At 63.0% G+C, this 13,978-nt stretch carries 13 protein-coding genes; 5 read left to right on the plus strand and 8 right to left on the minus strand.

Annotation, left to right across the window (positions count from 1 at the left end; all coding sequences use genetic code 11):
• The first annotated feature begins 76 nt into the window (after positions 1-76).
• Positions 77-982: a TauD/TfdA family dioxygenase gene (locus JV241A_RS04715; protein WP_134061461.1), complete on the plus strand. Its 906-nt coding sequence runs from the start codon at positions 77-79 to the stop codon at positions 980-982.
• Positions 983-1,057: 75 nt separating this feature from the next.
• Here the strand turns inward: JV241A_RS04715 and JV241A_RS04720 are convergent, their stop codons facing one another.
• The gene (locus JV241A_RS04720; protein WP_134061462.1) at positions 1,058-1,987 is read right to left on the minus strand and encodes an IS110 family transposase; all 930 of its coding nucleotides are present in this window, start codon (positions 1,985-1,987) and stop codon (positions 1,058-1,060) included.
• Between the two features lie 358 nt (positions 1,988-2,345).
• On the opposite strand from JV241A_RS04720, the gene JV241A_RS04725 reads away from it, so the two are divergent.
• The 4 genes from JV241A_RS04725 to JV241A_RS04740 all read left to right on the plus strand — a co-directional run bounded on the left by JV241A_RS04725 (position 2,346) and on the right by JV241A_RS04740 (position 5,284).
• Positions 2,346-3,536 carry an FAD/NAD(P)-binding oxidoreductase gene (locus JV241A_RS04725; protein WP_115087605.1) on the plus strand — a complete coding sequence of 397 codons (1,191 nt, stop codon included), beginning with the start codon at positions 2,346-2,348 and terminating at the stop codon, positions 3,534-3,536.
• Between the two features lie 26 nt (positions 3,537-3,562).
• Entirely contained in the window at positions 3,563-3,925 is a 363-nt protein-coding gene (locus tag JV241A_RS04730) for a DUF1641 domain-containing protein (protein WP_115087606.1), read from the plus strand.
• Between the two features lie 26 nt (positions 3,926-3,951).
• Positions 3,952-4,776, plus strand: coding sequence for a methyltransferase domain-containing protein (locus JV241A_RS04735; RefSeq protein WP_134061463.1), 825 nt, complete (start codon positions 3,952-3,954; stop codon positions 4,774-4,776).
• Between the two features lie 157 nt (positions 4,777-4,933).
• The gene (locus JV241A_RS04740; protein WP_134061464.1) at positions 4,934-5,284 is read left to right on the plus strand and encodes a hypothetical protein; all 351 of its coding nucleotides are present in this window, start codon (positions 4,934-4,936) and stop codon (positions 5,282-5,284) included.
• Positions 5,285-5,290: 6 nt separating this feature from the next.
• Here the strand turns inward: JV241A_RS04740 and JV241A_RS04745 are convergent, their stop codons facing one another.
• The 7 genes from JV241A_RS04745 to JV241A_RS04775 form a co-directional block, all read right to left on the minus strand.
• A complete protein-coding gene (locus tag JV241A_RS04745; RefSeq protein ID WP_115087609.1) occupies positions 5,291-5,980 on the minus strand; it encodes a YoaK family protein in 690 nt (229 codons plus the stop codon).
• 31 nt (positions 5,981-6,011) lie between these two features.
• A complete protein-coding gene (locus JV241A_RS04750) occupies positions 6,012-7,094 on the minus strand; it encodes a helix-turn-helix transcriptional regulator (RefSeq protein WP_115087610.1) in 1,083 nt (360 codons plus the stop codon).
• 138 nt (positions 7,095-7,232) lie between these two features.
• Entirely contained in the window at positions 7,233-8,204 is a 972-nt protein-coding gene (locus JV241A_RS04755) for a PDR/VanB family oxidoreductase (RefSeq protein ID WP_134061465.1), read from the minus strand.
• Positions 8,205-8,261: 57 nt separating this feature from the next.
• The gene (locus JV241A_RS04760) at positions 8,262-9,710 is read right to left on the minus strand and encodes an NAD-dependent succinate-semialdehyde dehydrogenase (RefSeq protein ID WP_134061466.1); all 1,449 of its coding nucleotides are present in this window, start codon (positions 9,708-9,710) and stop codon (positions 8,262-8,264) included.
• Between the two features lie 51 nt (positions 9,711-9,761).
• Positions 9,762-10,883, minus strand: a complete 1,122-nt coding sequence (locus JV241A_RS04765; protein ID WP_115087613.1) for a ring-hydroxylating oxygenase subunit alpha — start codon at positions 10,881-10,883, stop codon at positions 9,762-9,764.
• Between the two features lie 187 nt (positions 10,884-11,070).
• On the minus strand, positions 11,071-12,669 hold the full coding sequence (locus JV241A_RS04770) for a BCCT family transporter (protein ID WP_115087614.1): 1,599 nt from the start codon (positions 12,667-12,669) through the stop codon (positions 11,071-11,073).
• Positions 12,670-12,865: 196 nt separating this feature from the next.
• Positions 12,866-13,957 carry a tartrate dehydrogenase gene (locus JV241A_RS04775; protein WP_115087615.1) on the minus strand — a complete coding sequence of 364 codons (1,092 nt, stop codon included), beginning with the start codon at positions 13,955-13,957 and terminating at the stop codon, positions 12,866-12,868.
• Positions 13,958-13,978 lie beyond the last annotated feature (21 nt).

A 13,978-nucleotide genomic window follows, 5' to 3' on the forward strand; every position in this document is an offset into this window, starting at 1 on the left:
TAGAGCTTATTTGCATATCAATAGAGCAGAGCTTTCATCGGCACTTCGCGCAACCTAGCCAGATGAGGGTCAAACCATGAGCAATGCCGCACGCGTCGTAGCACCTGTCACCCACGCGCTGGACATCCACCCGGTGGCCGGTCGCATCGGTGCCGAGATCCGCGGGGTCCAGTTGAGCGCCGACCTTGAACCTGCCGTGATCGAGGCCATCCAGGCCGCGCTGGTGCAGTACAAGGTGGTGTTCTTCCGCGCCCAGACTCATCTTGATGACCAGGGCCAGGAAGCCTTTGCCCACCTGCTCGGCGAGCCGATCGCCCACCCGACCGTGCCGGTGCGCGAAGGCACGCGTTACCTGCTTGAACTCGATGGTGGCGAAGGGCGCCGGGCCAATTCCTGGCACACCGACGTGACCTTCGTCGATGCCTACCCCAAGGCGTCGATCCTGCGCTCGGTGGTAGCGCCCGCGTCCGGCGGTGATACCGTATGGGCCAATACCGCCACGGCTTATCAGGACCTTTCTGCCGAGTTGCAGGCCCTGGCTGACCAGCTCCGGGCGGTGCACAGCAACGAGTACGACTACGCCGCAGCCAAGCCCAACGTGAGCCTCGAGCAGCTGGAAAATTACCGGAAGATCTTCACCTCGACGGTGTATGAAACCGAGCACCCGGTGGTGCGCGTGCACCCGGTCAGCGGCGAAAAGAACCTCTTGCTCGGGCACTTTGTCAAACGCATCAAGGGCTACTCGCAGAGCGACTCGGCACATCTGTTCAACCTGCTGCAAAGCCATGTCACACGGCTGGAGAACACCGTGCGCTGGCGCTGGCAGGTGGGTGACGTGGCGATTTGGGATAACCGCGCGACCCAGCATTACGCGGTGGACGATTATGGCACCCAGGGACGCGTGGTACGCCGGGTGACCTTGCAGGGCGACGTGCCGGTGGGGGTGGCCGGGCAGCATAGCCGCACCACACGCGGGGCTTGAAGCAATCGCGGGGCAAGCCCGCTCCTACAGTCCGGGTGTTGTGCACAGCGGACATTGTGGGAGCAACTGTCTTGATCAGGCTGTTTGCACTCGCCAAGGGGTATTGTCCCGCAGCATTGCATTCAGCCTGACGATCAGCACCCGCATGCAAGCTACGAGTGCCACCTTGGCGCACTTGCCACGTGCCCGAAGTGCTTCGTAGCGTGCTTTAAATTCTGTGTTGTGACGGATGATGATCCAGCTCGACATGTACAGCACTCGCCTTACATGGGCCCGACCACCCCATATCTGGCGGTGCCCTCGATGGCTACCACTATCGTTGTTGTAAGGCGCTACGCCCACCAGAGCGGCGATCTGACGGCGGTCCAACTGCCCCAGTTCAGGCAGTGAGGCGAGCAGATTTGCGGCGGTTACTCGACCGATTCCGGTCACTGCCAATAACTGACGCGCCCTGGTATCGTCCAGTTGCACCATCGCCTGGTCAATTTCTTCGTCGAGGCGTTTGATCAGCACTTTCAGCTGCTCTATATGCTCATCGAAGTGGGCCATCACTGTTGCCGAGCGACATTGCTGGCGACGCCGCTTGTCGTCATCACGGCTCTGCACAAATTGGGCGCGCTGCTTCACCAGCTCTCGCAGCTCTTCGCGTTCAGGGCTGACCGGTTGGCCTTGAGGAGCGCTGAGGTGTGCAGCGAAGTCCGCAAGGACCTCGGCGTCGATCTTGTCGGTTTTGGCTTTTTTACCCATGGCATCGGCGAATTTCCGGGCACGGGCTGGGTTGATGCAGATGGTTTCCAGTCCTGCTGAGGCTAGGGCGATCAACACATCTTTCTCGTAGCCGCCTGTCGCTTCGATCAGCACTCGACTGATATTGAAGTCCTTCAGACGCTCAAGCAACGCCTCGAAGCCTGCGGAGTTGTTGGCCACTTCGAAGCGGATTTTCTGAGGTTTGATGCAGATTTCCAAAGTGGCTTTGGCAGTGTCGATTCCAACAGAAGACAACATGGCTGAACCCTCTTACACTCAGTTGTGAGAGCGCTCTGGCTTGGCCCACGCTTGTGATTCGAGAGGCGCTCAATCAACTGTTCGGGCTCGGGCCAGAGTGGAGAGGTGAATGGCAGCTTTGCTCCCACACGTGCTTTAAGCACTACCGGCGTACAGCTTGCCATTCACCGCTCTCACTTCTGATTCTATTCCTACCTCAAGACACAAGCCGGCGTTGCCGGCGATGGGCTGCAGAGCAGCCCCTGATGCGCTCACACTTCTTGGGCCAACGGATTAATACTTATAGCCAAGGAGTATTTGCTTATTGTCGCCAGTGCTTGAACCATGGGCGTTGGCTCCACAGCAAGGATGCGACTCAATGGCCAGGCATATTGTCATTGTGGGCGGCGGCGTCGGCGGTACGATGCTGGCCAATCAACTGGTGAGCAAACTCTACCCGGAAGTGCTCCGCGAGCAGGTGCGCATTACCCTGCTGTCCAATTCCCCCGATCACTACTACAAACCCGCGTTCATGTACGTGGCCTTCAATCAGTTCTTCCAGGAAGAGCTGAAGCGCCCGCAGCGGTCATTGCTGCGCCCGGAAATCGACTTCCAGGTGCAGGAAGTCACCCGCTTCGACTTTACCGGACAGGCCCTGCACACCCGCTCGGGCCGGTGCTACGGCTATGACTTCCTGGTAATCGCCACCGGCTGCGTGCCTGCCCCCGAGCGCATCGAGGGCCTGCAACAGGCGGGCGATCACTTCTACCAGTACGAAGCGGCGCGGCAACTGGCACGGCGCCTGGCGAGCATCGACAAGGGGCGGATCTTCATCACCGTGTCCTTTCCGCAAACCCCCAACGTGCCGCACCAGTGCGGCATCGCCCCGGTGGAAACCACCCTGATGCTCGATGACTACCTGCGCCAGCGCGGGGTGCGCGACAAGGTCGAGATCATCTACACCTACCCGACCACCGCTCAGCTGTTGCGCAACTGCTTGTTCCTGCAGCGGCCCACCGGCGAGATCCTGCCGAGCATCTTCGAGCAAAAGAACATCCGCTTTCAGCGCGGCTTCACCCTGAGCAAGGTCGACCCCGAGCAACGCATCGCCTACTCCGAAGAAGGCGACGCGCAGCCGTTCGACATTCTCATGGCCACACCGCCGATCCGTGCGGTGGACGCCGTGCTGCAAAGCGGGGCCTCCCGCGCGCCGAACAACGAAGGCTGGCTGCCGACCAACCACGAAACCCTGCAGGTTTACGGCCTGGAAGGCGTCTACGTGATCGGCGACACCGTCGACCTGCCGATCAGCAAGGCCGGCGGTGCCTGCCACAACCAGGCACCGGTGATCGCCAACAATATCGCCGGCGAAATCCGCCTGGGCAGCACCTGCGCGGTGTACGACGGCAAGGTCCAGGCTGCGGCGCAGATGGGCCTGGGGGCGGGCATGCCGCTGTGCTACGACTACCGTCACGACGTCTTGCCGACGCCGCCGACCAAGCTGGGCAGCCTGCTGCGCAATGGTTTCAACCGCGGCCTGTATTGGGCCGTGGCCCGTGGAATGCTTTGACCCGACGACGGGAGGAGCCGATTGTCATGGATGCCACCGATTTACCCGCGGTTTTGAACGCCAACCCGGGGCTGGACGCCCTGTTGCGCAAACTGCAACCGCTGCTCGACAGCGGCCGGATGGACAACGTGGTCGATCTGCTGTCGCTGAGCGCCGACCTCGTTGACCTGCTCGATGCGGCCATGGTCGAGAAACTCTCAGGGCTGTTCGAGGAGGCCACGGCCCTGAGCTGGAACCTGGGCAATGCCATGCGCATGGCCTCGGCGCAAACCCGCAATGAACCCACTCCCAGCCTGTATGGCCTGCTGTTGCTGCTACGAGACCCGCAAACCCGTCGAGGGCTTGCCCTGGTACTCAGAATATTGAATGTCATTGGACGACAGGATTGATCGCACGGAGCTAGAGGACCACCGTCATGCTCGAACAGCGTAAACGCTCCACCGCACCCGGCGCCAATAGCGCCTGGGACCCGAAAAGCTACCTGCAATTTGCCCGCTTGCGCGAGCGCCCGGTGCTGGAACTGCTCGACCGCCTGCACCTCGATTCGCCCCAGTGCATCTACGACCTGGGCTGCGGTACCGGCATCGCGACGCGTCTGCTGGCCGAGCGTTGGCCACGGGCCGAGCTGTTCGGCGTCGACAGTTCGGTAGAGATGCTCCAGGAGGCGTTGGCCCTGCCGATCAGCGTCAACTGGCTGCATGTCGATGTCAGCCAGTGGCAGGCGCAAAAACCGGCCAACCTGCTGTTCGCCGCCGCAGTGCTGCACTTTATCGAGGACCACCAAAGCCTGTTGCCGCGCCTGCTCGGGCAGTTGCAGGAGGGCGGCTGCCTGGCCGTGCACATGCCCAACTGGCGCGATGCGCCCTGGTATCAGCTGATGCTCCGGGCCCTCGGCGAGCCCGGGCCCAGCGGCCGGCCATTGGCGACCCTGGAATTGCGCAAGTTCATGGCCTCGCGCAATGTGCTGTCGCTGGACGGTTACTACCGCCTGCTGGCGCCGCTGACCCGTGAGCTGGATATCTGGGAAACCGAGCACCTGCAGGTGGTCGAGGGCAACTCGCCGATCTTCGACTGGGTCAAGGTCTCGGCCCTGCGCCCGGTGCTCATTGCCCTGGATGATGCCGAGCGTGAAGCCTTTCTCGGCAAGTACCTGAAGCTGCTGCACGCGCACTACCCGCAGGAGGACGACGGGCGCACGCTGTTTCCGTTCAAGCGTACCTTCATCATTGCCACGCGGTGAATGCGTGCCGATTCAGCGACGGGCAATGTCGTAGGGCAGCAGCACGACATCCTGGGTCAGGTCCACCGGCAGTGAAACGATGAAGTCTGCCTCCGGTTTGTCTCTTTGATGCCCGGGCAATGCTACAGTCACGTCTTTTTTCTGACGAGGAAGAGTCATGCGGGTAGTAATGGCGATGGTCGCTGCAGCGTTGTTGGCCGGGTGTGCGTCTTCGGCCATGGAGGCGGCGCGCAGCCAGGCGCCGACCAAGGCGTTTACTTCGAGCAAGTCGGCGGATGTGGTTGCCCAGTGCATCCAGTTCGGCTGGCAGGATGAAGCAGTGTTCGGCGTCGATGCCAGCGGCTACCTTGAGCCTGCCAAGCAAGGCGGCTTCACCGTCTACACCCGCGAGGCGGAGTCCTTTGCCGACATCAAGTCCCAGGGCGCCAGCACCGCAGTGAGCTACTACGCGAAGCACAACGACAACGTCGCCCTGCGGCGCATGGCGGCCCTGGCCACCTGCCTGTAAATTTGCCTAGCGCGGCATGTACCTGAGTTGCCAGCGCCGCGGGATCTTCAGCGAGATCAAGCCCAGCGCCGCCGCCAATAGGGCGCTGAACAGCAGCGCGGCGAGGTCGAAGGCCTGCTCCAGCAACACCCCGAGCACGGCGCCGACGAACATCCCGGTCCAGGGGATCAACTGCACCCGCCAGCCTTGCCGGCGCTCGCCCAGCAGCGCCCGGCCGAGGCCGCGGCCAAAACGCGAAAGCGCGCCGGTGACATAGGTCAGGCCAATCGGCAGGCCGTTCACTTCCTCGACCACGGCGTTGATCATGCCCATGGCGGTGACTGCCGACACCAGTGCCGGCAACTGCAGCGCAGTGGGCAGCAACGCCGCCAGGGCCAGCAGCGCGGCGATGATCAGCAGCAACGGGCACGGGCGGCGGCCGCTCAGGCGCGCGATCACCACGCCCAGGGCATTGCCCACGACAAAGGCCAGCAGTACTGCAGCAATGCGCAGGATCGGCCCCGGTTCGCCTTCGCCCAGCGATACCGCCAGGCGCGTGGTATTGCCGCTCATGAACGAAACGAAGTCGCCGGTGGCCATGAAGCCGATGGCATCGGTCATGCCGGCCAGCACCGACAGCGCGGCGACAAAGTACAGGCCGACCTTGCCACGCAGGCGGGCGACCCTGGCAGAGGTGGAAGTGGAACCTGGCAGCATCCTTGGCGCTCCCGATACGCGATGAGTGGGCTTAGCTTTTTTCCGTCAGCCGTGCTTCGAGCCCGGCGATATGCGCCTCCAGGCGCTCGTGCTCGCAACGTTCGGCGCTGATGTCTTCGAACACGCTGATCAGGTGCTCCGGCGCACCGTCCTGGCGGCGTTGCAGCGAGGTGCGGGCACGGACCCAGAGGTACTCGCCGTTCTTGTGGCGCACGCGTTTTTCCACCTCGTAGCGCTCGCTCTGGCCCTCGAGCATGCCCTGCAGCAGTTGCAGGTTGGCGGCGAGGTCATCGGGGTGGGTGATCTGCTGGAAGGTCATGCCGTAGAGTTCTTCGGCGCGGTAGCCGAGCAGTTCGCAGAGGCTGTTGTTGACCCGTTGCCAGGTGCCGTCCGGGTCGATGTAGGCGAGGGCGCCCCAGGCCAGTTCGAAGATCGCCCGGAAGCGCTCCTCACTGTTGCGCAGTTCCTCTTCGGCGACCTTGCGTTCGGTGTTGTCCATGCTGATGCCGACCATCTTCACCGAACGGCCGGCACTGTCGCGCACCACCGTGGCGCGGGAAGAAATCCAGCGCACTTCGCCGTCGGGGCGCGTGATACGAAAATCGCATTCGCAGCCACTGCCATCGGCCACTGCCTGGGCGTACATGGCCTGCATGTGCTCGATGTCTTCAGGCGGCAGGTGGGCCCAGAAGTCTTCGTTGCGGTTGACCGGCCAGCCGTAGACCTGCTCGACGTTGGGCGAGTAGGTGACTTCGTCGCTGATCAGGTTCCACTCCCAGGTGACGATGCGCGCGCCTTCCTGGGCCAGCTTCATGCGTGTTTCGCTTTCCATGATCTCGGCGGTGTAGCGCCGGCGCAGGTCGGTCATCGGCAGCTCGACCACCTGTGGCTGCTGGATGTTCTGCAGGGCTTCTTCGCCGTAGCGCAGCCAGATCCAGTTGACCTTGAGAAAGTCGGCCAGCTTGCGCAGGTTGTCGTAATCGATTTCGCCGCCGCGGGTCCATTTGTGCACCGCGGTGCGCGAGATACCCAGGGCCGTGCCGACGGCTTGCAAGGTCAGCTTGTGATGCTCGAGCAGTTCCTTGAGGCGGAAGGCGAAACTGTTTTCCATCATCGGCAGGGTGTCCTGATCGGGGGCCAAGAGCCTGCCAGTATACCTGTGGGGCAGCTTCAAGCTTCAAGCTTCGAGCTGCAAGAGGAGCCTGAGCGTACCTGTCTTGCAGCTTGAGGCTTGAAACTTGGAGCTTGATGCCTACAAATCCAGCACCAACCGCGCCGAGCGGGCCCGCGACACGCAGAGCATCATGCTTTGCTGCGCGGCCTTTTCGTCATCACTCAGGTATTGGTCGAAGTGCTCGGCTTCACCTTCGAGGATCGCCGTCTCGCAGGTGCCGCACACGCCTTCACGGCACAGGCATTCGACCTTGGCCGCCTTGGACTTTTCGATGGCCTGGAGGATGGTCATGCCTTCCTCGACCTGCAGTTCGGTACCGGAACGGGCCAGCACCACGGTGAAGGCGGCGCCGGTGACCGGTGCTGCAGCGAACTGTTCCCAGTGCACGCGCTGCTCGGCGATGCCGGCCTTGGCGGCAGTGGCGATCACTGCATCGATCAGCGGTTTGGGCCCGCATACATACAGGTGAGCATCCTCGGCCAGGCCGGCGCACAGCGCGGTGAGGTCGAGCTTGCGCTCGAGGCTGTCGATGTAGAAACGGGTGTTGGCGGCATGCGGGCCGCTTTCCAGCTGCTGCTGGAACGCACCGTGCTCCGGGGCGCGGAAGGCGTAATGCAGTTCGTAATCGCTGGCGCCGCCTTCAAGCTCGTGCAACTGGGCCAGGAACGGGGTGATGCCGATGCCGCCGGCAATCAGCACATGACGCCCGGCACTGGGGTCCAGGGCGAACAGGTTGTTCGGCGAGGAGAGGGTCAGGCGGGTGCCGACTTCAACCTGCTGGTGCATGAACGCCGAGCCGCCCTTGGACTGCTCTTCAAGGCGCACGCCGATCTGGTAGCTGCGGGTGTCGCGCGGGTCGCTCATCAGCGAGTAGGCATTGCTGAACTGGCTGCCATCGGCGCCTTGCATCTGTACGATGACATGGCTGCCGCCGGTGAAGGCGGGCATCGGCGCGCCGTCTTCGCGGGCCAGGGTGAAGCGCTTGATCAGCGGCGTTGCCTGTTCGACTTCAGTTACCAGCACGCTGAACATTTCATACTTGTTGGCCATGTTTCACCTCGACTGCAACAGCACGCGGCAGGCCCTGCCGCGTGGCGGAACCTGTGCTCAGACCGCCAGGCACAGGTATTTGATTTCCAGATAATCCTCGATGCCGTACTTGGAGCCTTCACGGCCCAGGCCCGATTGCTTGATGCCACCGAATGGCGCGACCTCGTTGGAGATCAGCCCGGTGTTGACCCCGACCATGCCGTATTCCAGCTGCTCGGCGACCTTGAATACCCGGGCGATATCGCGGCTGTAGAAGTAGGCGGCCAGGCCGTATTGAGTGGCGTTGGCCAGGGCAATGACCTCGTCGTCGCTGCTGAAGCGCACCAGCGCCGCTACCGGGCCGAAGATCTCTTCTTCGAGCAGCTCCATGCCCGGGCCAATGCCGGCCAGCACGGTCGGCTCGAAGAAGTTGCCGCCCAGGGCATGGGCCTGGCCGCCGAGCACCAGCTCGGCGCCTTTGCCGAGGGCGTCGTCGATCAGGCTGCGCACCTTGGCCACCGCCTTGTCGCTGATCAACGGGCCGATCTGGCTGGTGGCGGCGCTGCCATGGCCAACCTCCAGGGCACGCACGCGCTCGACGAAGCGCTGGGCAAATTGCTCATACACGCTGTCGTGCACGTAGAAGCGGTTGACGCACACGCAGGTCTGCCCGGCGTTGCGGTACTTGGCGACGATGGCGCCTTCGACCGCAGCGTCGATATCGGCGTCGGCGAAGACAATGAACGGCGCGTTGCCACCCAGCTCCAGGCTGACCTTCTTGATGGTTTCGGCGCACTGGCCCATCAGCAGGCGGCCGATCGGCGTCGAGCCGGTGAAGCTCAGCTTGCGCACCGAAGGGTGGCCAGTGAACTGCGCGCCAATCGCCGGTGCATCGCCGGTGACCACGCTGAACACACCGACAGGCACGCCGGCGCGTTCGGCGAGCGCGGCCAGGGCCAGGGCGCAGAACGGGGTTTCATTGGCCGGCTTGACCACCATGGTGCAGCCTGCGGCCAGGGCCGGGGCGACTTTGCGGGTGATCATCGCCGCCGGGAAGTTCCACGGCGTGATGGCGGTGCATACGCCGATGCCTTGCTTGATCACCAGCAGGCGTTTGTCGTTGGACGGGCTGGGGATCACGTCGCCGTAGACGCGTTTGCCTTCTTCGGCAAACCATTCGACGAAGGAGGCGGCGTAGCGGATTTCGCCCAGGGCTTCGTGCAGCGGCTTGCCCTGTTCGAAGGTCATCAGCCGGGCCAGGTCCTGCTCGTGTTCCAGCAGCAGTTCGAACCAGCGGCGCAGCACCTGCGCACGCTCCTTGGCGGTACGCCCGCGCCAGTCGGCCAGGGCCGCTTCGGCGGCTTCGATGGCGCGCACGGCTTCGGCACCGGCCATCAGCGGCACGCTGCCGAGCAGCTCGCCGTTGGCCGGGTCGGTCACGTTGAGGCTGCGCCCGTCATCGGCGTCGCACCAGCGCCCGGCAATGTAGGCCTGCTGGCGGAACAGCTTGTTGTCATTGAGTTTCACGCAAGGCACTCCGAAGCGCGCCGCAGGCGGTGAAGCCTGCGGCGAGCGGTATCAGTCGTTGAGGTGGGCGACGGCGATCAGGTTGTGGAAGTGAGCAATGCCGTGCTCGCTCATGCCGCTGCGCTCGCGGTCGGCCATGATCCGGCCCTGGCCACGGTAGCCGCGGGACTTGAGGCCCTTCTGCACGCTTTCGACCAGGCGCAGGTCTTCCGGACGGAACACTTCGCGGTACCAGTCGATCAGCTTCTGCTGCTCTTCGCTGATGTCCTTGTTGAGGAAGTAGATGTCGTAGTGCTGCAGGGTGGTTTCGGCATCGACCGGGAACTCGTAGATCACGGTCATGAAGTTGGCGCCTGGCGGCACGTTGAACATGGTGCACGGCCAGGCCCAGAAACCGGCGAAGGACGGATCCTTGACGCTTTCGTCGAACTTGAACGACTGCTCCGAAGGTTTCGCCAGGCCGTACTGCAGGGTCCAGTTGCCGTGCATGCTGTGGCTGTACTGGCCGACGTCGACCGAGTCGGCGAAGCCGGGGTGGGCCGGGGCGCAGTGGTAGCACTCGAGGTAGTTGTCGACGATCGACTTCCAGTTGGCCGGGGTGTCACTGACAAAGCGCGCGGCCAGGTGCAGGTCGTCGATCACCGCGCAGGCTGCACGCATGCGCGCTTGCAGGCCGGGCAGCTGGTCTTCGACGGAGCCGGCCTCCATGTCCATGTTGATGAAGATGAAGCCTGCGTATTCTTCGACACGCAGCTGCACCAGGGTCGAGTTTTCTTTGTCGAAGTTGACCACGTTGTCGCAGTTGCGCGCGTGGGCCAGGTCGCCGTCGAGCTTGAAGGTCCAGGCGTGGTACGGGCAGGTGATGACGTTCTTGGCCTTGCCGCTGCCGCTGAGCAACTGGTGGCCACGGTGCGGGCAGACGTTGTAGAAGGCGCGCAGGACGCTGTCGCGGCCGCGCACGACGATGATGCTTTCGCCGATCACTTCACGGGTGATGTAGGCGTTGTTCTCGGCCACTTCGCTGCGGTGGCCGACGCAGATCCAGCTGCGGGCGAAGATGTTTTCTTTCTCGTGCTCGAACACTGCGGCCTGGGTATAGAAGCTGGCGGGAATGGTGAACGCCTCTTCGGCGTTGGCGCAGAAATCGGCGGGCAGGCGTTTGAAGTCATTCATGGTTGGGGTCTCACAAGCACGGTTTTTAGTTGTTGGTTAACGCGTATCTATCAGTTAACAAGCCAGGCAAAAAAATTTACTGCTGTTGCAGGAGCGGGCTTGCCCCGCGATTAGGCCTGCAATGGCTCAGATCGCTATCGCGGGGCAAGCCCGCTCCCACAGCAAGCCCGCTCCCACGGGTGTGTGATCAGTGCACGGCAGCGGCGCTGCGCGGCGCTTGTTGCGCAGGCTCTTCACCGGCCATGCGCGCCGCTTCTTCCTCGATGCGGTAGGCCGGCATCTGGCCGTAGTCTTCGATCATCCATTTGAAGAAGCCGTAGATCTTCACCAGCAGGATCACCATGAACGGAATGGCGGTGAGCACCACGGCGGTTTTCATGGTCGACAGCGAAGCCTTGGCGAACAGCATGGCCAGCGGCACCAGGGTCAGCACCACGCACCAGAACAGGCGGTGGGTCGGCGTCGGGTCGTCGCCTTCACGCAGGTTGCGGGTGCTGGTGGCGGCCACGGCATAAGCGGCAGCGTCCATGTGCGAAGCGCAGAAGATCGCCATGATGAACAGGTACACGCCGAGGAACACCTGGCCCCACGGCAAGGCCAGCAGCAGGTGGGTCACCGCCGATTCGCCGCCTTGTTCACTGAGCATCTTCGGCACGTCGACGGCGCCGGTGATGAACTGGTGCATGCTGTAGCTTTCCAGGGCGCCGAAGAAGAACCAGCAACCGAAGCTGCCACCGAGCAGCAGGGCCATGACCACTTCCTTGATCTGCCGGCCACGCGACACGCGGGTCACGAACATGGCCACGCCTGGCGCGTAGGACACCCACCAGAGCCAGTAGAACACCGTCCAGTTGCGGGTGAAGGCACCGTCGCCCGCCGGGTCGGTGAACAGGCTCATGTGCACGTAGTTCTGGATCATCAGGCCAATCGAGTTGGCGGTGTTGTTGATGGTGAACTGGGTCGGGCCGACCAGCAGCACCACCAGGGCAAACACCAGGGCGCCGATGCAGACTATCTTGCTCAGGCGCTGCAGGCCGCCATCGATACCGATGTAGGAGCTGAGCGAGAACATCACCGCCACCGCACCGATCACCAGCAGTTGCACGGTGAAGGTGTCCGGGGTGCCGGCCAGGTCATGCAGGCCGCGGGTCAGGGTCGAGGCGGTGAGCGCCAGCGACACGGTCAGCGCGCCCATCATGGTCAGCAGGAAGATCAAATCGACGCTGCGCCCGACCGGGCCGGTGGCCTTGAAGCCGGTCACCGCTTCGACGATCGAGGCCAGGTTCAGGCCGCTCTTCTTGCGCACGTGGAAGTGATAGGCCATGGCCAGCGAGGCCAGGGCATAGATCGACCAGGCACTGACGCCCCAGTGGAAGAACGAGTAGCTGATGCTGTACTCGAGTGCCTTGGGGGTGGCGGCGGCGATGTTCAGGCCCGGGGTCTGGTAGTAGTAGGCCCATTCCATCACGCCCCAGTACAGGGTCGAAGAGCCCATGCCGGCGCAGATGAACATGAACACCCAGGTGGCGGTGGCGTACTCGGGTTTGCCACTGCCCAGGCGGATGTTGCCGTACTTGCTGAAGGCCAGGTACAGCACCGCCAGCGAGCTGCCGAACACCAGCACCTGAACACTGGTGCCGAAGGTCCGGGTCGACAGTTCGAACAACTGGTTGGCCGCGCTTTCGGCTTCGCCCGGGAAGGCTGCAAGGCCGATGACGGTGAGCAGCACGGCAATCAAACTCACGGTAATCAGGAACACATCAATCTTTTTATTTTTGTGCGACATCATCGTCTCCTGGACGTTGGCGTTCTTAGCTATACCCGGCAGGCACTCCGGGGTGTTGCGGCAGCACTCCCTGCTTCGTTGTTAACTTAAAGTTAACGTGAATCTTTTGGTTAACAGATTCTGCAGATAATCCGCTTCACCCGCAAGAGCCAAGGGGCCGTTTTGTCAGACAATTCTGACAATCGGCCCCTGGTCATCAACCTTCGATCAGCGCGCTGATAGCTTCACCGACTTGCTGGGTCGACTTTTGCCCGCCCATGTCGCGGGTGGTATCGCCGGCGGCGATGACCTGCTCGATGGCTTTGAGAATGTCGTCGTGGGCGGCGCGGTAGCGCGGGTCGGCGCCGTCGTTGCCAAGGAACTCGAGCATCAGCGCGCCCGACCAGATCATCGCGATCGGGTTGGCGATGTTCTTGCCGAAGATGTCCGGGGCCGAACCGTGCACCGGTTCGAACAGCGACGGGAATTTGCGCTCGGGGTTGAGGTTGGCCGATGGCGCGATGCCGATGGTGCCGGCGCAGGCCGGGCCGAGGTCGGAGAGGATGTCGCCGAACAGGTTCGAGGCCACCACCACGTCGAAGCGATCCGGCTGCAGCACGAAGCGGGCGCAGAGGATATCAATGTGCTGCTTGTCCCAGCTGATTTCCGGATAATTGGCAGCCATGGCCGCGGTGCGCTCGTCCCAGTAGGGCATGCTCACGGCCATGCCGTTGGACTTGGTCGCCGAGGTCACGTGCTTGCGCTCGCGGGTTTGCGCCACCTCGAAGGCGTACTTGAGGATGCGGTCGACACCCCGGCGGGTGAACACCGACTCCTGCAGCACGAACTCGTTGTCGGTGCCTTCGAACATGCGCCCGCCCAGGGACGAATATTCGCCTTCGGTGTTCTCGCGGATTACCACAAAGTCGATGTCGCCAGGCTCACGGCCGGCCAGCGGGCAGGGTACGCCGGGGAACAGGCGCACCGGGCGGATGTTCACGTACTGGTCGAAGTCGCGGCGAAACTTCAGCAGCGAGCCCCACAGCGAAATGTGGTCCGGGACCTTGTCTGGCCAGCCCACGGCGCCGAAGTACAGGGCGTCGAAATCCTTGAGCTGCTCGAACCAGTCGTCCGGCATCATCTTGCCGTGGGCCAGGTAGTAGTCGCAGCTGGCCCATTCGAAGAATTCGAAGCTGATGTCCAGGCCATGCTTGCGCGCGGCGGCCTCGACCACGCGGATGCCTTCGGGGAGTACTTCGTTGCCGATGCCGTCACCGGGAATGGCGGCGATTCTGAAAGTCTTGCTCATGAGGGGCGCACTCGTTGTCTA

Origin of the sequence: Pseudomonas sp. JV241A, from assembly GCF_900275665.1 — a bacterium.
GTDB classification, from domain to species: domain Bacteria; phylum Pseudomonadota; class Gammaproteobacteria; order Pseudomonadales; family Pseudomonadaceae; genus Aquipseudomonas; species Aquipseudomonas wadenswilerensis.